General features: G+C 42.2%; 20 protein-coding genes. 19 read left to right on the forward strand and 1 reads right to left on the reverse strand.

The features are described 5' to 3' along the window. Nucleotides 1–174: 174 nt before the first annotated feature. From Q0081_RS08085 to Q0081_RS08135, 11 genes are all read left to right on the forward strand, one after another. Nucleotides 175–1,854: a S41 family peptidase gene (locus tag Q0081_RS08085; RefSeq protein ID WP_298351212.1), complete on the forward strand. Its 1,680-nt coding sequence runs from the start codon at nt 175–177 to the stop codon at nt 1,852–1,854. Further along, complete coding sequence (locus Q0081_RS08090) at nt 1,851–2,408, forward strand: acyl-CoA thioesterase (protein WP_298351214.1); 558 nt, start codon at nt 1,851–1,853, stop codon at nt 2,406–2,408. Before Q0081_RS08085 ends, Q0081_RS08090 begins: the two co-directional genes overlap by 4 nt. Nucleotides 2,409–2,477: 69 nt before the next feature. After that, nucleotides 2,478–2,816 carry a YbaB/EbfC family nucleoid-associated protein gene (locus tag Q0081_RS08095; protein ID WP_298351217.1) on the forward strand — a complete coding sequence of 113 codons (339 nt, stop codon included), beginning with the start codon at nt 2,478–2,480 and terminating at the stop codon, nt 2,814–2,816. Between the two features lie 6 nt (nt 2,817–2,822). Next, on the forward strand, nt 2,823–3,854 hold the full coding sequence (locus tag Q0081_RS08100; RefSeq protein WP_298351222.1) for a glycosyltransferase family 2 protein: 1,032 nt from the start codon (nt 2,823–2,825) through the stop codon (nt 3,852–3,854). Nucleotides 3,855–3,952: 98 nt separating this feature from the next. Next, the gene (locus Q0081_RS08105) at nt 3,953–4,978 is read left to right on the forward strand and encodes a rod shape-determining protein (protein WP_298351224.1); all 1,026 of its coding nucleotides are present in this window, start codon (nt 3,953–3,955) and stop codon (nt 4,976–4,978) included. An 83-nt stretch (nt 4,979–5,061) separates the two neighbouring features. Beyond that, complete coding sequence (gene mreC / locus Q0081_RS08110) at nt 5,062–5,910, forward strand: rod shape-determining protein MreC (RefSeq protein ID WP_298351227.1); 849 nt, start codon at nt 5,062–5,064, stop codon at nt 5,908–5,910. Continuing rightward, a complete protein-coding gene (locus Q0081_RS08115; RefSeq protein WP_298351231.1) occupies nt 5,907–6,410 on the forward strand; it encodes a hypothetical protein in 504 nt (167 codons plus the stop codon). Before mreC ends, Q0081_RS08115 begins: the two co-directional genes overlap by 4 nt. A 233-nt stretch (nt 6,411–6,643) precedes the next feature. Then, the gene (locus tag Q0081_RS08120; RefSeq protein WP_298351234.1) at nt 6,644–7,273 is read left to right on the forward strand and encodes a sigma-70 family RNA polymerase sigma factor; all 630 of its coding nucleotides are present in this window, start codon (nt 6,644–6,646) and stop codon (nt 7,271–7,273) included. A gap of 154 nt (nt 7,274–7,427) precedes the next feature. Continuing rightward, nucleotides 7,428–7,709 carry a hypothetical protein gene (locus Q0081_RS08125; RefSeq protein WP_298351237.1) on the forward strand — a complete coding sequence of 94 codons (282 nt, stop codon included), beginning with the start codon at nt 7,428–7,430 and terminating at the stop codon, nt 7,707–7,709. Between the two features lie 3 nt (nt 7,710–7,712). Next, entirely contained in the window at nt 7,713–8,279 is a 567-nt protein-coding gene (gmk, locus tag Q0081_RS08130) for a guanylate kinase (protein ID WP_298351239.1), read from the forward strand. A gap of 118 nt (nt 8,280–8,397) precedes the next feature. Beyond that, complete coding sequence (locus Q0081_RS08135; RefSeq protein WP_298351242.1) at nt 8,398–10,608, forward strand: radical SAM protein; 2,211 nt, start codon at nt 8,398–8,400, stop codon at nt 10,606–10,608. Between the two features lie 116 nt (nt 10,609–10,724). Here the strand turns inward: Q0081_RS08135 and Q0081_RS08140 are convergent, their stop codons facing one another. After that, nucleotides 10,725–11,645: an AEC family transporter gene (locus tag Q0081_RS08140; RefSeq protein ID WP_298351246.1), complete on the reverse strand. Its 921-nt coding sequence runs from the start codon at nt 11,643–11,645 to the stop codon at nt 10,725–10,727. Nucleotides 11,646–11,974: 329 nt separating this feature from the next. Here Q0081_RS08140 and Q0081_RS08145 point away from each other — a divergent pair, with 329 nt between their 5' ends. From Q0081_RS08145 to Q0081_RS08180, 8 genes are all read left to right on the forward strand, one after another. Next, nucleotides 11,975–12,328 carry a cupin domain-containing protein gene (locus Q0081_RS08145; protein ID WP_298351248.1) on the forward strand — a complete coding sequence of 118 codons (354 nt, stop codon included), beginning with the start codon at nt 11,975–11,977 and terminating at the stop codon, nt 12,326–12,328. A 68-nt stretch (nt 12,329–12,396) separates the two neighbouring features. After that, complete coding sequence (locus Q0081_RS08150) at nt 12,397–14,313, forward strand: glycoside hydrolase family 88 protein (protein WP_298351251.1); 1,917 nt, start codon at nt 12,397–12,399, stop codon at nt 14,311–14,313. 23 nt (nt 14,314–14,336) lie between these two features. Next, complete coding sequence (locus Q0081_RS08155) at nt 14,337–15,884, forward strand: tagaturonate reductase (protein ID WP_298351254.1); 1,548 nt, start codon at nt 14,337–14,339, stop codon at nt 15,882–15,884. 97 nt (nt 15,885–15,981) lie between these two features. Continuing rightward, the gene (uxaC, locus tag Q0081_RS08160) at nt 15,982–17,406 is read left to right on the forward strand and encodes a glucuronate isomerase (protein ID WP_298351256.1); all 1,425 of its coding nucleotides are present in this window, start codon (nt 15,982–15,984) and stop codon (nt 17,404–17,406) included. Between the two features lie 64 nt (nt 17,407–17,470). After that, a complete protein-coding gene (locus Q0081_RS08165; RefSeq protein WP_298351270.1) occupies nt 17,471–18,523 on the forward strand; it encodes a sugar kinase in 1,053 nt (350 codons plus the stop codon). A 39-nt stretch (nt 18,524–18,562) separates the two neighbouring features. Then, nucleotides 18,563–19,240: a bifunctional 4-hydroxy-2-oxoglutarate aldolase/2-dehydro-3-deoxy-phosphogluconate aldolase gene (locus tag Q0081_RS08170; RefSeq protein WP_298351259.1), complete on the forward strand. Its 678-nt coding sequence runs from the start codon at nt 18,563–18,565 to the stop codon at nt 19,238–19,240. 134 nt (nt 19,241–19,374) lie between these two features. After that, entirely contained in the window at nt 19,375–20,676 is a 1,302-nt protein-coding gene (locus tag Q0081_RS08175; RefSeq protein WP_298351262.1) for an MFS transporter, read from the forward strand. Between the two features lie 35 nt (nt 20,677–20,711). Continuing rightward, the gene (locus tag Q0081_RS08180; protein ID WP_298351265.1) at nt 20,712–21,143 is read left to right on the forward strand and encodes a nuclear transport factor 2 family protein; all 432 of its coding nucleotides are present in this window, start codon (nt 20,712–20,714) and stop codon (nt 21,141–21,143) included. Nucleotides 21,144–21,258: the final 115 nt, after the last annotated feature.

Raw genomic sequence — 21,258 nt, forward strand, 5'->3', positions numbered from 1 at the left:
AAAGTTTAAAGAGATTTTTGACTGTTATAAACTACCTTTTGCATTTGTTCGTTAATTTTATGTTTTTGACACAAATAGAACACCGATAAAGCAGAAGCTACGCAGTACTCATTTGGCCAATCTGTTCAAATCAGTCAAATCCGTTTTATCTGTGTTCCAATTCTTAATTATTTTATGGAAAATCCAATTAAAAACGACCGTTGGACGGTAAGATTGCCAATTTTACTGAGCATTACGCTGGCAGCAGGTATGCTTTTGGGAGCTACTTTTTTTGGGGGCAGTAAGGGAGTGACAGATGTAGCGCGAGGTTACACGAAATTTAAGGAAGTCCTGCAACTCATTGACAACAACTATGTGGACACAGTCAATACCGATGCTTTGGTAGATTATTCAATCACTAAAATGCTCGAAAAACTGGACCCGCATACGTATTATTTCAACGCCAAAGATGCCGTAGCGGCTCGTTCTCAACTGGAAAGCGGTTTTGACGGAATCGGGATAGAATTCAATCTCTACAAAGATACAGTTTATGTAGTCACTCCACTCGTCGGCGGGCCTTCAGAAGCGGCAGGAATTCAGGGGGGAGATAAAATTTTGAAAGTAAACAATGAAGTTTTTACGGGTAAAAGCGTTGATAATTCTTTTATCTTCTCCAAACTTCGCGGTCCGCGCGGCAGTGATGTTAAAATTGAAATCCTACGTAAAGGCGTTCCCAAACCATTGGCTTTCCAACTTCGTCGTGACCGCATTCCCACCTACTCGGTGGATGCTTCTTACATGATTGATAAAGAGACCGGCTACGTCAAAGTAACTCGTTTTTCTGAATCCACGTACGATGAGTTTAAAAACTCACTCAGTACGCTTAAAACTCAGGGAATGAAAAAACTCGTACTTGATTTGCGTGGCAATCCCGGAGGATACATGGACCGAGCTACCAACATGGTGGATGAGTTGATTTCGGGAGATAAAATGATTGTGTATACTGACGGAAAAGATGACCGATACGACCGTCAGACTCGCGCTAAAAATACCGGTATGTTTGAAAGCGGCAGTGTAGTTGTTTTAATTGACGAAGGAAGCGCCTCAGCTTCCGAAATTGTAGCGGGTGCGTTACAAGACCACGACCGTGCCCTCATTGTAGGCCGACGTTCGTTTGGGAAAGGTCTGGTACAAATGCCCGTTAACCTCTCAGATGGTTCAGAGTTACGACTCACTATCTCACGTTATTATACACCGAGCGGACGCAGTATTCAGAAACCTTACACCATGGGCGATGTGGAAACCTATGAAAAAGACCTAAAAAATCGTTTCTCACACGGTGAATTATTCGTAGCTGACAGCATTAAAAACAACCCAAAACTTCAGTTTCATACCGACGGTGGACGCACTGTATACGGCGGCGGCGGCATCACCCCCGACGTGTTTGTACCGCGCGATACGAGTATGATGACCCCGTACCTGTATGAATTGTTTGCCAAAAATACGGTACGTGATTACGCATTGAACTACGTAGGTCAGAATAAGAAGCAATTGGAAAAACTAAGCTTTCCCGAATTCCTGAAAACTTATGCAGCCACTGACGCAGATTTAAACGAAATTGTAAAAAATGCGACTGCCGACGGGATTAAGTTCAACGAAAAAGAATACAACCGTTCTAAGCCCTACATTCGTACGTATTTGAAGGCAACAATAGGGCGCTATGCCTTTCAAAAACGTGAAAAAGGGGGCTTGAATAACGAGTTTTATCAGGTAATGTCCACCTTAGATGAAGGTTTACAAAAAGCGTTAACCTTATTTGACGAAGCCGAGAAATTGGCGCGGGGAAGTGTAAGTTTGAAAGACGCAAAAAAATGACACCTCCCAAATCAGTCAATTATTCCCGTACTACGATTACCGAACTGATGATTCCCGCCTATGCTAACTTTGGCGGGAAAATTCACGGAGGCATCTTGTTATCACTCATGGACAAAGTGGCTTATGCCTGCGCTTCCAAACACGCAGGAACGTATGTGGTCACTGTAACCGTAGAAGGTGTCAACTTTTTGCAGCCTATTGAAGTAGGTGAATTGGTGTCTCTTCACGCCTCTATCAACTACGTAGGACGCAGCTCGATGGTGATTGGAATTCGGGTCATTGCGGAAAATGTTCGCACAGGTATTCAAAAGCACACCAATACCTCTTACTTCACAATGGTAGCCAAAGACGACGATGGAAAACCAACCGAAGTGCCGCCGCTTTTGCTTGAAACCAAAGAAGATATCCGACGCTTTATGGAAGCTATCAAACGCCGGGAACTCAAAGCGGCTTTTGCGGGAGAGTTCGACAACGAAAAAACGCGAATGAAAGTAGACGAAAATGTAGAAATGCTGAAGCAGGAACGATGTGTGATAGCTCCTGAAACTTCATAATTTACGGGTAATTTATCTGCCGTTCTTTCATTTTTCACTACCTTTGTCCACTCAAAAATCAGCAATACTATGTTTGGAGATATGATGGGAATGCTTGGAAAGGTCAAAGAATTTCAGGCAAAAATGAAAGAAGCCCAAGAAAATTTAGGCCACCTCACTGAATCAGCAGAGGCAGGCGCGGGCATGGTGAAGGTCACAGTCAATGGCCGTAAGCAATTGGTAAGTCTTACCATTGACCCTGAATTGGCTCAACCTGAAGACCGTGAGATGTTACAGGACTTGATTGTTGCCGCAGTAAACAGGGCAATGGAAAATATCGAAAGCAAAATTAAAGCTCAAATTCAGCAATCTACAGAAGGAATATTACCCAATATTCCAGGATTGGACTTGAGTCAATTTATGAAATAATGGCGAATGGATAAAGTAGCCATTGTCATTCTGAATTATAACGGGAGAAACTTTCTTGAAAAGTTTCTCCCGTCTGTTATCAGGTATTCTTCTACCTATACTGTTTATGTAGCGGATAGTGCGTCTAAAGATGATTCAGTCATTTGGATGCAATCTAATTACCCCCAAATACAGCTCATCCGATTAAGCAACAACCACGGATATGCGGGTGGCTACAACCGTGCTTTGGCTGAAATCAAAGCCGAATACTACGTTTTGCTCAATTCAGACGTAGAAGTAACTCCCAATTGGTTGAATCCAATGATTAAACTGCTGGATGAGCAGCCTCAAATTGCAGCCTGTCAGCCTAAACTACTGGCATACGACAATAAAACCCAGTTTGAATACGCCGGTGCCGCAGGAGGATACTTAGATTGGCTGGGTTATGCCCATTGCCGAGGGAGAATTTTCGAGCATTGTGAAACAGACCATGGCCAATACGATACCGCTGTACCTGTTTTTTGGGCTTCCGGAGCCTGTTTATTCATACGAGCGGAAGTATTCCATAAAATGGGAGGCTTCGATGAGGACTTTTTTGCTCACATGGAGGAAATAGACCTTTGCTGGCGTTTGCACATAGGAGGATATCAAGTTTATTGCTGCCCTAAATCTGTCGTTTATCACGTTGGAGGGGGAACACTCCCGCCTTCAAATCCTTTTAAGACCTATCTTAATTACCGCAATAGTTTGGCCATGCTTTATAAGAATCTGCCGTCTGGTCAAAGGTGGAAAATTATTCTTTTTCGACTTATATTAGATGGTATTTCCTCTTTAAGGTACTTGCCCAAGGGGCAATGGCGTGATATATGGGCTATAGTTAGAGCTCATTTTAAATTTTATGCCTGGACATTTGGTACACTACCTCAAAAACGAAAAAAAATAACGCAGGAAATTGGCCTCATTAAGGAACAACAATCCCTGCCAATTTCGCCTAAGAGCATTATTTGGGCTTATTTTGTACAAGGTCATAAAACCTTCGACTCATTCTCAAGAGGTTAATCAAAAAAATTACTTGCTTTGGTTTCTGTCAAAAAGCCGATAAAATCCTTTAATTTTGCGACCTATAAAACTTTAGTCACTCTGCGAAAGCAAACAATATGGCATTATTTGATTTTTTAACGAGCGAGATTGCAATTGATTTAGGAACAGCCAACACGCTGATCATCCACAAAGACAAAATAGTAGTGGACGAGCCTTCCATCATTGCTTTGGACAAGAATAACGGGAAGGTGTTGGCGATTGGTCACAAAGCAATGCAAATGCACGAAAAGACCAATGAAAATATAAAGACCATTCGCCCGTTGAAAGACGGTGTAATTGCCGACTTTACTGCAGCTGAATTAATGATTCGGGGTATGATTAAAATGATTGCCCCCAATAATCGTTTCTTCACTCCTTCTCACCGCATGGTCATTTGCATTCCATCGGGTATTACTGAAGTAGAAAAACGTGCCGTAAAAGATTCGGCCGAACATGCCGGTGCGAAAGAGGTATATATGGTACACGAGCCCATTGCAGCCTCTATCGGTATCGGGATTGATATTACACAGCCTAATGGAACAATGATTGTAGACATCGGAGGGGGAACCACCGAAATCGCCGTTATTGCACTGTCAGGAATTGTTTGCGAGCAATCTATACGTATTGCAGGTGATGTATTCACCAAAGATATAGTGGATTATATGCGCCGTGAGCACAATTTACTCATCGGTGAGCGTTCTGCTGAGCAAATCAAAATTGAAGTAGGTTCTGCTTTGCCAGAATTGGATAATCCGCCAGCAGATTTTGAAATACGCGGTCGTGACTTAATGACAGGTATTCCGAAAGAAATCAAAGTGACCTACAGTGAGATTGCCTACGCTTTGGATAAATCAATCTCTAAAATTGAAGAAGCGGTAATGAAAGCCCTTGAAATTTCTCCTCCAGAACTTTCGGCTGATATTTATACCAACGGTATCCACCTCACAGGTGGAGGAGCTCTTTTACATGGTTTGGATAAGCGACTTGCTACCAAGACCAAACTGCCCATTCACGTAGCTGACGACCCGCTCAAAGCAGTGGTGAAAGGCACGGGCGAAATCTTGAAAAATCTGGAATTGTATAAGTCAGTATTAATTCAGTAAAAAAGTACAAAGTATTAAGTATTGGGTATTGAGAATAATAACCGAAAATACTCAATACTCATAACTATATACTTGCTACTAAAATGCTCCAACTCTTTGAGTTTATTGGCCGTAATCGAAATTTTATCCTCTTTGGATTATTAGAGGTGTTTAGTTTTTGGTTGCTTGTCAATAACAATAATTACTGGAGTGTTGAGTACTTCAATACTGCTAATAGCCTTAATGCCAAGTCGTTAGAAATCTCTAATTCGGTTCGAGAGTATATCAACCTGCGTGATGTAAATACTTCTTTAGCGGAAGAGAACAGGCGTTTAAACGAGCTCATTACTACCTTACAGCAACAAAAACCTTCCAATGCACCTGCCGGTTATCAGCCTGACTCTGCTTTTGCAACGCGTTACAAATTTGTAACTATTGCCAAGGTAATTGATAACAGTACGCATCGTGCCGACAACTACTTAACGATAGACAAAGGCTATGCTGATGGAGTCAAAGAAGGAATGGGAGTTATTTCATCCACTGGGGTGGTAGGAAAAGTAAAAATCTGCAAAGAAAATTTTTCGGTCATTACATCCATTTTGCACTCTCAGTTTATGGTTTCCACCAAACTGTTGCGAAGTGGGGAAATGGGTACCGCAAAGTGGGAAAACAGCAACATCCCTTCCATTATTCAATTAAAAGATGTTTCCCGTTACAAAACAATAGTAAAAGGAGACACCGCTGTCACTTCTGACCAAAATGCTGTATTCCCGCCAGGCATCACAGTGGGTCGAGTAAAAACGTTCAAGGTGGCGGCCGATCAGGCTTTTTTTGAAATTGACCTCGAACTTGCTACCGACTTTTCTAAAATTTCATATGTGTATTTGGTAGAAAATAAACTATTAAATCAACAACAGTCTCTTCAGGAAAGCCTCCTAAATAAACCTAAATGAACCCAAACGACATCGCACGTAGTGTATTGAGATGGTTGATTTATGTACTGCTTCATCTATTTGTAGCACGTCATTTGGTGTTATTTAACTATTCATTTTGTTTCATCTACGTAGGAGCCATTTTGTTTTTACCCGTCGAAATCAATCTTACTGCCTTACTATTCATTGGATTTGTAACAGGTGTTACCATTGATTCGTTCGATAATACACTTGGCTTACACGCCGTGGCTACTGTTCTGATTGCTTATCTGCGTCCAATTATTATCCGGTATCAATTAGGGCAAAAATTAACCGAAGGGCGACTTCAACTCTCTATTAGGGAATTAGGGCTTCCTGCTTTTTTATCGTATGTCATTTTGTTAATTTCGATTCACCACATTGTTTTATTTTTAGTAGAAGCAGGCAGTATTAGTTTGCTGCCTTATACTTTCCTTAAAATCATGTGTAGTGTATTATTTACGACAGTGAGCGTGTTGTTGGCCCAACTTCTTTCTCGCTAATTCAAAAACATCCTCAGTCAAATCATTTTTATTCCTGCCATTTTGTCCATAATTTAGTTGGACAAAACCATTGGAATAATTTTTGCCGTATATTAACAAAAACCAAAGTGGGAAAGTTTATCTACAACTAATCCTTTAAAAATAACCTTTCATGAGGTCTTTTTGTTGATTGGTTGAAGAAGAGTTGCGGGGAAGGTTGGTGGTTTGTTAAAATTCGTAAATTTACGGCAGCCATGTCAGTCATTATGTCAGAAGAAATCGAAGAAATACCGTTAGCCGCCTCCGAAACGTCTTATAACGACATCGAGAGAAACGACATTTTTAATCGCGAGTTTATGCCTCACATAAACTCTATGTATAACTTTGCCTTTAGGCTCACCATGGACGAGGATGATGCCAATGACCTCGTTCAAGATACCTACCTGAAAGCCTTTCGTTTTATTTCTTCATTTGAACGGGGAACTAATGCCAAAGCGTGGTTGTTCAGAATCCTGAAAAACAGTTTCATTAATGATTATCGTAAGCGAAGTAAAGAGCCTTCAAAAGTAGATTACCAGGAAGTAGAAACAACCTACAACTCGGAAGAAGCTGCTGAAGTAGATCATACAACTGACTTACGCGTCGAGACTGTTCAAGACATGATTGGTGATGAAGTAGCGACAGCGCTCAACTCATTGCCGGTTGATTTTCGAACTGTAATCATCCTTTGCGACATCGAAGGATTTACTTACGAAGAAATGGCTAAGATTCTGGATATTCCGATTGGTACAGTACGGTCCCGTTTACACCGCGCCCGGAATCTCCTCAAAGACAAGCTCAGAGCGTATGCCTCTTCCATGGGCTACGATACTAATGAAGATTAAAAGTAAAAGGGACATAGTAGGTATGCTCCATTTCAAAAAAATGAAAGCAGAATCTACTTTGTGAACTTTTTTAATCTCAAAATCCTTTTGATTACAAATAGAAGAAAACAGAAAGATTCAAAGAAAAAATTGAACCTTTACAATGGTATTGGATATGCATTCGTCAGCCCCCGCCAGCGAGAACACTAAGTATCAGAAAGAATACTGCGAGCAGCATGCAGCATGTCTGAAAAAAATTCAGGCGGTTTTGGACGGAGAAGCCTCCGAAGAAGAAAAGGCACATTTTAGAGATAACATAGACCACTGTATGCACTGTATTAAGATGTATCATCTTGAAAAGTGCGTGAAAGAAACCTTACAGGCCAAGGTTGACAAACGTATTTGTCCCGATAATCTCGTCGCTACTATCAAAGCAAAACTCAACCTGATTTTCTAAATCTTGGAAGGCAAACTCATCATCTTCTCTGCACCGTCCGGTTCCGGTAAGACTACAATCGTAAGACACTTACTTGCTAAGTACAACAACTTAGGTTTTTCAATTTCCGCCTGCACCCGCGACCGCCGAGGTCGGAATGAGGTACAGGGAAAGGATTATTACTTTCTTACACCCGAAGAATTCAAAAAAAGTATTGACAACGATGAGTTTGTGGAATGGGAAGAAGTATATCCGGGTGGCTATTATGGCACACTGAAATCTGAAATTGAGCGATTGTGGGCCGAAGGAAAACACGTGTTGTTTGATGTAGATGTAAAGGGAGGCCTTAAACTCAAAGAATACTTCAAAGAACGCGCACTTTCCATCTTTGTAAAAGCCCCCAGTGAAGAAGCCATCAAAGAGCGCCTTATGGCACGCGGCACTGAAACCGAAGACAGCCTTTCCAAACGACTTTTCAAGGTTAAATTCGAAATGTCTTTCCAAGATCGCTTTGACGTAATTTTGCTCAATGACAATTTGGAAACAGCACTGATCAAAGCAGAAGAGTTGGTTGAAAATTTTACTCGATAACTTCTACCTTCGCTGTAAAAATTGATTTCCCTCCTTTTTTACCACTTCACCGTAATGGGACTGCCAAGGTAACTTTGTTGTACACATTTCTTACCTTCGTTGTCATTTACCATGCTGTATGATTTTCCAAAGTAAACTTTTACTGCTTACACCTCCGTTTACCCAATTGAATACGCCCTACCCTGCCACGGCGTATATCAAGGGGTTTCTGAATACGCTCGGTGTATCTTCTCAGCAGGCAGATTTGGGAATCGAAGTCATTTTAGCCCTCTTTTCCCCCCAAGGTCTTACCCGACTTTTTGAAACCCTTGACCAAGCCGAACACGATATTGAGTTATCTGACAATGCGTATCGCATCTATCTGCTTCGCGACGAATACATAACCACGATTGAACCGGTCATTCTTTTTTTACAGAACAAAAATCCCACTCTTGCGCACAGCATTTGCGACCGTACTTATTTGCCGGAAGCAACTCGTTTTAAAGAAGTCGAAGATTTGGAATGGGCATTTGGAGCAATGGGCACGCAGGACAAAGCCCGTCATCTTGCTACTCTATATTTGGAAGATTTAGGGGATTTTATTCAGGAAGCCATTGATCCTCATTTTGGTTTTAGCCGCTATGCAGAGCGATTGGGACGTACTGCTACGTATTTTGATGAACTCCATGCGTCACTTCAAGCTACTGATACGCTGATTACGAAGTTATTGATTGAGCTATTGGAACAACGAATTAAGGCCTTTCAGCCTACTATGGTTTGTTTGACCATTCCATTCCCAGGAAATCTTTTTGGGGCGTTCAAATGCGGGCAATACCTTAAACAGCACTACCCCGACATCAAGGTGGTCATGGGAGGAGGATTTTGTAATACCGAACTTCGCTCTTTATCTGACCCGAGAGTTTTTGACTATGTTGATTTTATATGTTTAGATGATGGTGAAGCACCCTTACGTTCATTGCTGGAATATTTAGAGCAAAAAAGACCGCTCGAAAAGCTGAAGCGCATTTTTTCACGCATTGACGACCAAGTGGTTTATCATAACGGAGCTTCTGAAAAAGACGTTGCACAGCGCGAAACTGGTACACCGGATTATACCGACCTGATGCTGATGGATTATCTGTCGGTCATTGAAATTGTGAATCCGATGCACCGTTTGTGGAGTGACGGGCGTTGGAATAAGTTAACCTTGGCGCATGGCTGTTATTGGGGAAAATGCTCTTTCTGCGACATTTCGCTTGATTACATCAAAAATTACGAGCCGCTTACTGCTTCTCTCATTTGCGATCGCATCGAAGAAATTATCAAAAAGACGAAGCAAAACGGTTTTCATTTTGTAGATGAAGCCGCTCCCCCTGCCCTATTACGCGATTTGGCTATTGAAATCATCCGCCGAAAGTTGACGGTAGTTTGGTGGACCAACATTCGTTTTGAGAAAAACTTCACCCACGACTTATCCATTCTTCTTAAAGCCTCGGGTTGTATTGCCATGTCAGGCGGATTGGAAGTGGCCTCTGACCGATTGCTTTCAAAAATGCAAAAAGGCGTGACTGTAGGACAGGTAGCTCGTGTTGCGGATGGATTTACTCAGGCGGGTATTATGGTACACGCGTATCTGATGTACGGCTTTCCAACTCAAACTACGCAGGAAACGATTGATTCGCTCGAAATGGTGCGGCAACTGTTTGAAAATGGCGTGTTGCAATCGGGTTTTTGGCATCGCTTTGCAATGACTTCGCATAGCCCCGTGGGACTCGCACCGGAAGCCTTTGACGTACAACGGATTGGTCCTGATTTTGGTGGTTTCGCAGATAATGATCTTTACCACGACGACCCAACAGGAGCTAATCACGATCTTTTCAGCGAAGGTTTGCGAAAATCTTTATTCAATTATATGCACGGGGTCGGCTTTGAACTGCCGCTTGCGAAGTGGTTTGATTCCAAAGTACCCCTTACGACGATTCCGCCTACTTATATTCAACGGCAAATCGCTCATCAAGAAGATACGATTCGCAAAAACGCTTTTGTGATTTGGCTCGGTAATCTGCCTTCCTTAGACTATTTTGAAGTAAAACAAGGCAAAAAAACGGTGCAAATGAGTGGGCTTCATTTTTACCATAAAAAGCACGATTTTGTACTTAAATTGCTTGCATCGACCGGTGAATTTTGGATGGATATTTTTCCAAAAATAGCGGTGGCTAATTTTGAACGCCCTTTCTCCTATCAACAATTACAAACTGCTTTTGAGGCCGCTCAACTTGGAAATTTTGATGCTTTTTGCAAAACCAGTTCCTGGAGACAGCTACGGGAGAATGGTTTATTGATTTTATAATGCTGACAAAATAGAACACTGATTTTTAAGATTGTTATGATTTTCACTGTAATCATAATACATCATAAAAATCATCGCAGCGGCGTACCGTATAAAATCAGCATTCCATCCTTCTTCTAAGCTAACTTCAAGCCAACCACCAAGCCCCACATCATCAAAAAGCTAATCAACAAAGAGATGTTGACCAATACGCCCGCAATGCGTGAGTCATAGTTAAGTTCATCAGCAAAGGGGAGAATGGTCATACCTATTGGCAATATTACACAGACAATCAGCACATTACGAATCAGCGAAGGTTCCGGTATAAGTGTATAAAGAAGTAAAATCGCAACAATTCCGCACGCATACCGAATCGTCAAGACTTTGACAACTGCCCACACTTGGCTTCTTTCCAACGAAAAACTCATGTAAATCCCCATAAGAAGTAATACAAGCGGTTTGTTCGCTTTGGCCAGTACGTCCAGGAAATCATACGCTACCGCAGGAAGTTCTATATTTAAGGCATTGATTGTCAAACCAATTACCATCGCTTGTAGCGGAGGCAACTGAATTACCTTTTTCAATACCCTTCCATAACTTACTTTTCCTTCTCCTTTTACTGCAAAATAACTCCCCACCGAATACACTAACCCAAAAGTGATAATGGTGTTGCCAATATCAAACATGGCGACGTACACCAGTCCTTCGCGGCCCCAAATTCCTTCAATGATAGGAAAAGCAAACAAGCCTACGTTAAGTCCGCCGCAAGCCATCGTCAACACGCCGCGCAGCCGATTGGGGTAATTCTTAAACCAAATCCAACCCACGATGGTCATAACGCCCCCAAGAACAATACAGAGTAAAGGAATTAAAAATAAAGTAGGCTCAAATTTTATTCGAAGCATACTGACAATCATTAAAGCGGGGAAGGTCGTGTGCATTAAAAACTTGGAGATTGATTTCCCATCATTTTCGGAAATAAAATCAAATTTTTTAATCAAAAAACCCATTGTAGCAATGCCAAGGGTAATTAAAAACACACTGTTGGTCTGATTCATGCGAGACGTATAGAGAGGTTTCTTACTTTTCAAAAAACAAAAGTACAAAAAGCAATAAGTGGACTCTCCAAAAACTTTGAAAAATTCAATTTTACAGTTGTAAATAAACTGAATTTTAAACTTGGATTGTAAGGCTGAATCTTTAAAAATTCTTGATTCTTTACAATCTATTTTTTGTTAAGTACAATTTGGTAACGTTGCCGATAACGTTTGCGTAAAAATATCGGTTAAAAACGTTGACTTCCTTATAAATTAAAGGTAAACTCAATCCGTCAGTTGCTTTACTGACAATTAAATGCTTTATATCTACTTAATTAAAAAATACAATTTTGAAACCTTTCACAACCCTCGCTTTTGAAAAAGTTTTAGTCGAAGACAACGACCTTCCGTGGGAAATCGTTGACGACAAAATCCAACGTAAAATCATGTCTTACACCAACGAATTGATGTTGGTCAAAGTCGCTTTTCAACAGGGAGGTATTGGAACTACTCACAAACACCCCCATTTGCAAATCAGCTACGTAGCAAGCGGCGCTTTTGAGGTAACCATTGGAGAAGAAAGTAAGGTTTTAAATGAGGGTGACGTCTATTTTGTGCCTTCAAACGTATTACACGGAGCCGTATGTGTCGAAGCCGGCGTTCTGATAGATGTATTTAACCCAATGCGAGAAGACTTTGTGTAATCCAAACCTAACGGTACAGGAAAGCAAGACAAACGGAAAGACTTAACTTAGCCCAAAATCAATAGTATATGAAACGCGTTCCTCTTTATCTCTTTATTTTTCTATTCGTTGTCCCATCCCTTTTCGCCCAAAAAGCACCTTATTCGGTGCGTATGGCGGAGTCGTTTATGACTTGGCACAAAGATTCGATTGCCGTAAAAGAAGGAAGGCCTGCTGCCTGGGATTATGAGCAGGGTTTAATGCTTAAATCGCTTGAAAAAGTATGGAATCGTACCGCTGACAATAAATATTTTGAATACATCCGTAAGGATTTAGACCGCTACGTACAAAAAGACGGCAGCATTCGTACGTATAAGTACGACGATCTTAACCTTGATAATATTCCAACGGGGAGAGCCCTTTTAATGCTGTACCAACAAACCCAACCGGATAAAGAAAAGTATCGTAAAGCGGCGGATTTATTGTGGAAACAAATTGAAAATCAGCCCAAAACCAAAGAAGGCGGATTTTGGCACAAAAAACGGTATCCTTATCAAATGTGGCTTGATGGGTTATTTATGGCTGAGCCTTTTTCAGCGGAATACAGCCTTATTTTCAACCATCCGGAGCATTTCAACGACATCGCCAAACAGTTTAGCCTCATTGAAAAATATGCCGTTGATGCCAAAACAGGGCTTGTTTACCACGGCTACGACGAAAGTAAAGAGCAGAAATGGGCCGACCCAAAAACAGGTCTTTCGCCTCATTTCTGGAGTCGTGCCATCGGTTGGTATGCCATGGCGTTGGTAGATGTATTGGATTATTTTCCACAAAATCACCCCGAACGCGCCAACCTCGTTAAGTATCTGCAACGTTTAGCGCCCGCCCTCGTCAAATACCAAGATGCCAAGTCGGGAGTATGGTATCAGATGACTACGCAGGGCACGCGCAAAGGCAATTATTTTGAAGCATCCGGTTCCTGCATGTTTGTGTACGCGTTGGCCAAAGGCGTACGAATGGGCTATTTGCCTTCCTCTTATTTAGCAGCGGCGAAAAAAGGCTACGCAGGTATTGTAAAAGAGTTTGTAGAAGAAGAGCCTAACGGAGCCATCAGTCTCAACAAAACAGTAAGCGTTGGCGGTCTTGGCGGTACACCTTACCGCGATGGAAGTTATGAATATTACCTCAGTGAGCCCATTAAGAAAAATGACCTCAAAGGGGTTGGTCCCTTCATTTTTGCCAGTGTAGAAATGGAAATTGCCGCCGAAAACGCACTTGGGCAAGGAAAAACGGTAGCAACCGACTATTATTTCAACCGCGAATTCAGAAAAGATGGGAACGGAAACGAAGAACAATTCCACTACACGTGGGAAGACCGTCAGCATTCCGGGTTCTGGGTATGGGGGACTATTTTCCGTGATTTAGGAGCAAAAACAACTGCAATCAGAGCCGCTCCTACGGCCGAACATCTCAAAAATGTAAACGTCTATATCATCGTTGACCCCGACACAAAGAAAGAAACTCCCAATCCGAACTTCGTTCAGGATGCTGACACTAAGCAAATCAGCAATTGGGTTAAGGCAGGGGGAACGCTCGTTTTGATGGCCAATGATACGTCCAATTGCGAACACAAAAACTTCAATCGTCTGGCTAAGGAATTTGGCATTCAGTTTTTGCCAAAAAATGTGAACATGGTACAGGGCACTCAATGGCAACAGGGTCGCGTTAACATTCCTGCCGGCAATTCTATCTTTCAAAATACCAAAGCGGTTTACATTAAAGAACTGTCTCCTTTGGATTTAAAAGCTCCTGCCCAAGCCGTCGTAACACAAAACGGAGATGTAATCATGGGCGTAGCGAAAGTGGGCAAAGGGACAGTCTTCGCCGTGGGTGACCCTTGGTTATACAATGAATACACCGACGGACGGCGCATCCCCTTAATCTACGAGAATTTCTCCGCAGCGAAAGAGTTAGCTAAATGGCTTTTAGGGGCAAAGAAGCCATAAAAATTAGCCAAACGATTAACACTATGAACTATCTATCTAAGAACGAATTAACACACCTGCGAAACACACCAAACTTGGTGGTAACCGATGATGGACTCTTTGAACTCCCCGAAAAAGTGCTACAGTTTGGGACGGGCGTATTGCTGCGCGGCTTGCCCGATTATTTGATTGACAAAGCCAATCGTCAAGGGATTTTCAACGGACGAATTGTCGTTGTAAAGTCCACTGATTCGGGTGATTCTACCGCTTTTGATGAACAGGACGGGCTTTATACATTGTGCGTGAGAGGCGTTGAATTGGGCCAAAATATCGAAGAAAACATCATTTGCTCGGCAATCAGTCGGGTATTATCGGCCAAATCTCAGTGGCAAGGTGTGTTGGATTGTGCTAAAAATCCTGAACTTCAAATCATTATTTCCAATACAACCGAGGTAGGAATTCAGTTGGTACAGGACAATATTTCAGAGACTCCCCCCACTTCTTTCCCCGGCAAATTATTAGCTTTTTTATACGCAAGATTTAAAGCATTTGGAGGAACCAAAGAATCAGGGTTTGTGATTGTTCCCACCGAACTAATATCCGACAACGGTTCAAAATTAGAATCCATCGTCATTGAATTAGCCCACCGTAATGGTCTCGAATCAGATTTCTTAGATTGGCTCGAAAGCGCTAATCATTTCTGCAATTCATTGGTGGACAGAATTGTACCGGGAAAACCCGATAACAATGTTTATCAAGCTATTACACAGGAATTAGGCTATAAAGACAAACTGCTCACCATAAGCGAGGTATTCAGCTTATGGGCAATTGAAGGCGATGCCCACGTAAAACAAATTCTCTCTTTTGCTCAAGCCGATGAAGGAGTTTTTATTGAACCCGACATCAATTTATTTCGCGAACTCAAGCTTCGATTACTGAACGGCACGCATACCTTGAGTTGTGGTTTGGCCTATTTAGCAGGGTTTGACACTGTCATCGGCTCTATGCAAAACGAAGACATGGCTGCTTATATCAGCAATTTGATGTTGGCCGAGCTGGGTCTTGCAATCCCTTACCCCATGGACGAAAAACGACCGCAGCGTTTTGGAATGCAGGTCATTGATCGTTTTCGAAATCCGCATCTTAATCACCAATGGTTGAGTATTACGCTCAACTATTCGTCAAAAATGAAGATGAGAAACATCGCTACGTTGCTCAATTATTACGAAATTTTTGCTTGTGTTCCCGAATATTTCTCGTTGGGTTTTGCAGCTTACCTTTATTTTATGAAGCCCGTTGCCAAAGAAAGTTTTGTCTATTTTGGCGAACGTAACGGCAAGCCCTACCCTATTCAGGACCAGAAAGCGGAGTATTTTTATTCTAAATGGCAACAAAATACACCTGCACAATTGGTTGAAACCGTCTTGCAGGATAAGAATCTGTGGGACACAGACCTGACTTTATTGCCAGGTTTTGCCCAAAGTGTGACAGAAAATTTAGAAAATATGCTTGAAAATGGGGTAAAACCAACGCTTGAAGCCTTTTTTCTACGAAACACTGTTCAAACCGTTGAAGTAAACGAGATGCTCTAAATTTACGCAACGCCCCCATCATTCATCGCACCGCTACGGCGGACCGTGGGCAACCCCGTAAATCACTAATTCAATCATTCACAATTATAGTATTCTTATGCCAGTGACTAAAACTTTTTTGGACGAAGACTTTTTGTTACAAACTGACGCAGCTCGCACACTTTATCATGAGTTTGCAAAGCAAATGCCCATCATTGACTATCACAACCACTTACCACCCGACCAAATTGTTTCGGATAAAACGTTTGAAAACCTGACGCAGGTTTGGCTGTATGGTGATCATTACAAATGGCGAGCTATGCGTACCAACGGCATCAATGAAAGTTATTGTACGGGCGATAAAAGTGATTATCAAAAATTTGAAAAGTGGGCCGAAACCGTTCCCTATACGCTTCGTAATCCGCTTTATCATTGGACGCACTTAGAGTTGCAACGCTATTTTGACGTTCAGGATGTCTTGAGTCCAAAAACAGCTCGCAAAATATATGATGAGTGTTCAGAAAAGCTTCAGGCCCCTGATTATTCAGTGCGAAATTTGCTGCGGAAAATGAACGTAGAAGTGGTTTGTACTACTGACGACCCGTTGGATTCGTTGGAATATCACCAACAATTGGCAAACACTCCCTCCCTCAAAGGGGAGGGTTGGGGTGGGGTTATGCGCCCCGCTTTCCGCCCTGATAAGTTCATCTTAATTGGAAACCCAAACTTTACCACCTTCGTACAAAAACTGGCTGTAGTGGTCGGATTTGAAATTCAGAGCTACGACGATTTAACCAAAGCACTTCGCCAACGTGCTGACTTTTTTGCTTCGTTAGGATGTCTTTTGTCTGATCACGGTTTGGAGCAATTGTACGCTACTGATTTCACTCCTGAAGATGCAAATGCAGTATTCAAAAAAGCATTGGCAGGACAATCCATCACTGTTGCGGAACAAGTGCTTTACCAATCGGCTATTTTGCACCAACTCGGTACCATGTACCACGAATTGGGCTGGACACAGCAGTTTCACATCGGTGCGTTGCGCAATAATAATGCCCGCGCTTTGCGTTTGCTCGGTCCTGATACTGGCTGGGATTCGATTGGTGATTGGTCGCAGGCAGCTTCCTTGTCTAAATTTTTAGGACGTTTGGATGAATATGACCAATTGTCCAAAACCATTATTTACAATCTAAATCCTGCTGACAATGAAGTTATCGCCACGATGGTGGGTAATTTTAACGACGGTTCCATTGCCGGAAAAGTGCAGTTTGGATCAGGTTGGTGGTTTTTAGATCAGAAAGACGGTATGGAAAAACAGATAACTGCTTTGTCTAACATGGGGCTTTTGAGCCGTTTTGTAGGTATGCTTACCGATTCTCGTTCGTTTTTGTCGTTCCCTCGCCACGAGTATTTCCGTCGAATTCTGTGTAACTTATTTGGTAACGACATTGAAAATGGAGAACTTCCTAATGATACGGAGTGGATTGGTAAGGTAGTACAGGATATTTGTTACAACAACGCCAAGAACTATTTTGGATTTTAAAGCCCGCATCGGCGGTCCGACACTAACCCCCAATGGGGGAAGATATAAATTAGTAAAAATCAATATGAATACCAATAAAAACACCCCATTGGGGTCGGGGGCCATCTGTTGTTTTGGTGAGTTGTTGTTGCGTTTTTCACCTCAACTCAATGGTGAATGGATAAAACAGGCGAGTATGCCTGTCTTTGTGGGTGGGGCTGAGTTAAACGTTGCCAACGCCCTCGCCAATTGGCAGGTGCCAGTTCGTTACAGCACGGTTTTACCCGAAAATCAATTGTCCGTTGAGATTGAGGAATATATCCAACAAAAAGGGATTGATGCATCAGGAATCTGGCATTTTGGATCGCGCATCGGCTCCTATTATTTGCCGCAGGGAGCAGATCTGAAAAATGCAGGCGTCATTTACGACCGTGCCTTTTCTTCTTTTTCAGAATTAGCCGTTGGCAAAGTCAACTGGGATGAAGTATTGGAAGGGTGTTCCTGGTTTCATTTCAGTGCCATCAGCCCCGCATTGAATCAAGACGTGGCCAATGCCTGCAAAGAAGCCTTAGAAGTAGCCTCTAAAAAAGGAATCACGATTTCCGTGGACTTAAATTACCGCGCAAAACTGTGGCAATACGGCAAAAAACCAGTCGAAATTATGCCTGAGTTAGCCCAGTATTGTGATGTCATTATGGGAAATATTTGGGCTGCCAATACTCTTTTGGGAATTCCGGTAGACAAAGAAGTCGAACAAAATCCCACTCAGGAAAAATACCTCGCCCACAGCCAAGCCACCGCCGAAGCTATTCAGGCTGCTTTTCCAAAATGCAAAGTGGTGGCCAATACCTTCCGTTTTGATGCGTTTGGACAAGGAATTCAATACTATACCACGCTTTACAAAGACGGTCAGCAGTACGTTTCGCCCGAATTCAGCACTCAAAAAGTGGTGGATAAAGTAGGAAGCGGAGATTGTTTTATGGGCGGTCTTATTTATGGTCTGCACCATCAACACGCTCCTCAGGAAATCATTGATTTTGCCGCCGCCGCCGCTTTCGGCAAACTTCAGGAATACGGCGATGCCACTCAGCAACGTATTGAGGATGTAAAAGAAACCCTGCTCGGTGTATTGAGCTAAAAAAAATCTATAGAATATTAAGAATAACCCACTCTAAAAATGGCCTTTGAACCACAAAAAGTCTATCAAACGTTAGCCTGTACTCCTATTGTGCCGGTATTTTATAATCCAGATGCTGCACTTACCTGCCAAATTATCAAGGCATGTTATGACGGAGGCATTCGGGCGTTTGAGTTTACCAATCGCGGCGAAAAAGCCAAAGAAGTTTTTAAAGTATTGCGGGAATACATCAGTACATACTATCCCGAAATGGCTTTAGGTATTGGAACTGTTTTCAACGCCATTCAGGCAGAAGAGTTCATTGCCTTAGGTGCCGACTTTGTAGTTCAACCCTGTACCTCCACCGATGTCGCTGAAGTTTGTGCAGCTCAAAACATTGCTTGGATGCCCGGTGCGATGACGGTTTCGGAAGTATATAACGCAAGCACATTAGGCGCTGAAATCGTGAAAATTTTCCCCGGCAATGTAGTAGGCTCCGGTTTTGTAAAAGCACTCAAAGGACCTTTACCCAACGTAAAAGTCATGGTGACGGGTGGAGTAGAACCCACACCGGAAAGCCTTAAAGAGTGGTTTGGAGCAGGCGTAAGCGCCGTAGGAATCGGCTCCCAATTATTTCCCAAATCAGTTGTTGAAGCAGGCAATTTTGAAGAAATAACCCAAAAGATAAAAACCCTAATTACTTATTACCAAACCCTTGCAACCAATGCAACCACATAGTTACATAGAGCACATAGTTTACTTCGTTGATTTATAAGAAATAATATCAATTGCTTATAACATCACAAAATACCTATGTGTCCTTTATGCCTATGTGACGGTTCGCCGTTGCGATTACAAAACCCTTATATTAAATGGAAAAAATCGGTAATTATCGCTGGACCATTTGTGGTCTGGTCTTTTTCGCAACCACCGTCAATTACCTTGACCGGCAAGTTATCAGTCTTTTAAAGTCCACTTTATCTCAGGAATTAAACTGGAACGATGGTGACTATGCCAATATCGAAATTGCGTTCAAATTGTTTTATGCCTTTGGGATGCTCGGTGCCGGGCGTTTGGTAGATAAATTAGGGACAAAAATCGGGTACGCCGTAGCTACTACCTTGTGGAGTATAGCCGCTTTGGCTCACGCATTGGTAAATACCGTTTTTGGTTTTGCTGTGGTACGGTCTGCTCTTGGTATTACCGAGGCAGGTAACTTTCCTGCTGCAATCAAAACCGTAGCGGAGTGGTTTCCAAAAAAAGAAAGGGCTTTCGCAACCGGGATTTTCAATTCAGGAACCAACTTTGGAGCTATTATAGCACCACTCTCTGTACCTTTCATCGCCGCAGAGATGGGCTGGCAATGGGCTTTTATTATCACAGGGATGTTGGGGTTTGTGTGGCTGGTTCTTTGGCTGATGTTCTATGAAACACCCGCCAAAAGCCCCAGACTTTCTAAAGCCGAGTACGATTACATTCACTCTGATGCCGCAGAAGTACTCGCTGATAAAAATGACATTGACAAACCCCAAGTTTCCTGGGCTAAATTGTTAAGTTTTCGTCAAACGTGGGCTTTTGCCATCGGAAAACTTCTGACTGACCCTATTTGGTGGTTTTATCTGTTTTGGTTACCCGATTTTTTACAAAGTCAATACAAGCTTTCAGGCACCGGCATTGCCGTACCGGTAGCGGTTGTGTATTCCTTATCAACCATTGGAAGTATTGTGGGAGGGTATTTACCCATGTACCTTATAAAAATTGGCTGGCCGGTTTTCAGAGCTCGTAAGACTTCCATGCTTATTTATGCCTTTTGCGTTTCGCCCATCATTTTTGCTCAAATCTTAGGCAGTATGAGTATGTGGTATGCCGTTTGCGTTATTGGATTTGCCGCTGCCGCTCACCAGGCATGGAGTGCCAATATCTTTACGACGGTTTCGGATATGTTCCCCAAATACACTACCGCTTCGGTGACGGGTATTGGTGGAATGTTTGGAGCATTAGGCGGGATTTTACTTTCGGCATTGGTTCAGAAAAACATGTTTGTCTATTACCGTTCCATCAAGCAAATCGAAACGGCTTATTACATTATGTTCTTCGTTTGCGGAGCAGCGTATGTTTTGGCTTGGGTTATCATGCACCTGTTAGTACCTAAAATGAAACAGGTAGATTTATAGTAAATTGCTTTGTGATTTATTTTAACTAATTGAATATGAAAAAGATACTCGCTTTATTACTTATTACTTGTCTCTCTGTACTTAATACCGCTTTTGCTCAATCAAAAGACGAGACAGCGGTAGCAAGTGCCGTTGAAGCACTCAAAAAAGCAATGATTGACGCTGACAAAACTGCTTTGGAAAACATCGCCGCCGATGACCTAAGCTACGGACATTCAGCAGGAAAAATAGAAGACAAGGCTGAATTTGTACGAGCCATTGTAAGTAACGAATCAGATTTTGTAACCATCAATCTGACCGACCAAACCATTAAAATAGCGGGTAATGTAGCCATTGTACGACACAAATTAGCCGCTACGACCAACAACAACGGGCAGCCCGGAACGGCCAAACTTTCGGTTTTATTGGTTTGGCAAAAGCAAAAAGGAGATTGGAAACTCCTTGCCCGTCAAGCCGTTAAGATTTAAAATAACGTGAACTTTTCAGGGAATTAGGTCAAAATAATGGTTTTAAAGGTCAATAGTTAGCATAGAGAGTGCAAGAATAGTATTTTGGAGTTGCTAAACCTTCAAAAACTAACCA

It is taken from the genome of Runella sp. (assembly GCF_027484545.1).
Taxonomy (GTDB): domain Bacteria; phylum Bacteroidota; class Bacteroidia; order Cytophagales; family Spirosomataceae; genus Runella.

What these genes read in the sequence shown, in the direction of transcription:
- Q0081_RS08085 (WP_298351212.1), top strand. Translation starts at nt 175, where the DNA reads ATGGAAAATCCAATTAAAAACGACCGTTGGACGGTAAGATTGCCAATT.
- Q0081_RS08090 (WP_298351214.1), top strand. Translation starts at nt 1,851, where the DNA reads ATGACACCTCCCAAATCAGTCAATTATTCCCGTACTACGATTACCGAA.
- Q0081_RS08095 (WP_298351217.1), top strand. Translation starts at nt 2,478, where the DNA reads ATGTTTGGAGATATGATGGGAATGCTTGGAAAGGTCAAAGAATTTCAG.
- Q0081_RS08100 (WP_298351222.1), top strand. Translation starts at nt 2,823, where the DNA reads ATGGATAAAGTAGCCATTGTCATTCTGAATTATAACGGGAGAAACTTT.
- Q0081_RS08105 (WP_298351224.1), top strand. Translation starts at nt 3,953, where the DNA reads ATGGCATTATTTGATTTTTTAACGAGCGAGATTGCAATTGATTTAGGA.
- mreC (WP_298351227.1), top strand. Translation starts at nt 5,062, where the DNA reads ATGCTCCAACTCTTTGAGTTTATTGGCCGTAATCGAAATTTTATCCTC.
- Q0081_RS08115 (WP_298351231.1), top strand. Translation starts at nt 5,907, where the DNA reads ATGAACCCAAACGACATCGCACGTAGTGTATTGAGATGGTTGATTTAT.
- Q0081_RS08120 (WP_298351234.1), top strand. Translation starts at nt 6,644, where the DNA reads ATGTCAGTCATTATGTCAGAAGAAATCGAAGAAATACCGTTAGCCGCC.
- Q0081_RS08125 (WP_298351237.1), top strand. Translation starts at nt 7,428, where the DNA reads ATGCATTCGTCAGCCCCCGCCAGCGAGAACACTAAGTATCAGAAAGAA.
- Q0081_RS08135 (WP_298351242.1), top strand. Translation starts at nt 8,398, where the DNA reads ATGATTTTCCAAAGTAAACTTTTACTGCTTACACCTCCGTTTACCCAA.
- Q0081_RS08140 (WP_298351246.1), bottom strand. Translation starts at nt 11,645, where the DNA reads ATGAATCAGACCAACAGTGTGTTTTTAATTACCCTTGGCATTGCTACA.
- Q0081_RS08150 (WP_298351251.1), top strand. Translation starts at nt 12,397, where the DNA reads ATGAAACGCGTTCCTCTTTATCTCTTTATTTTTCTATTCGTTGTCCCA.
- Q0081_RS08155 (WP_298351254.1), top strand. Translation starts at nt 14,337, where the DNA reads ATGAACTATCTATCTAAGAACGAATTAACACACCTGCGAAACACACCA.
- uxaC (WP_298351256.1), top strand. Translation starts at nt 15,982, where the DNA reads ATGCCAGTGACTAAAACTTTTTTGGACGAAGACTTTTTGTTACAAACT.
- Q0081_RS08165 (WP_298351270.1), top strand. Translation starts at nt 17,471, where the DNA reads ATGAATACCAATAAAAACACCCCATTGGGGTCGGGGGCCATCTGTTGT.
- Q0081_RS08170 (WP_298351259.1), top strand. Translation starts at nt 18,563, where the DNA reads ATGGCCTTTGAACCACAAAAAGTCTATCAAACGTTAGCCTGTACTCCT.
- Q0081_RS08175 (WP_298351262.1), top strand. Translation starts at nt 19,375, where the DNA reads ATGGAAAAAATCGGTAATTATCGCTGGACCATTTGTGGTCTGGTCTTT.
- Q0081_RS08180 (WP_298351265.1), top strand. Translation starts at nt 20,712, where the DNA reads ATGAAAAAGATACTCGCTTTATTACTTATTACTTGTCTCTCTGTACTT.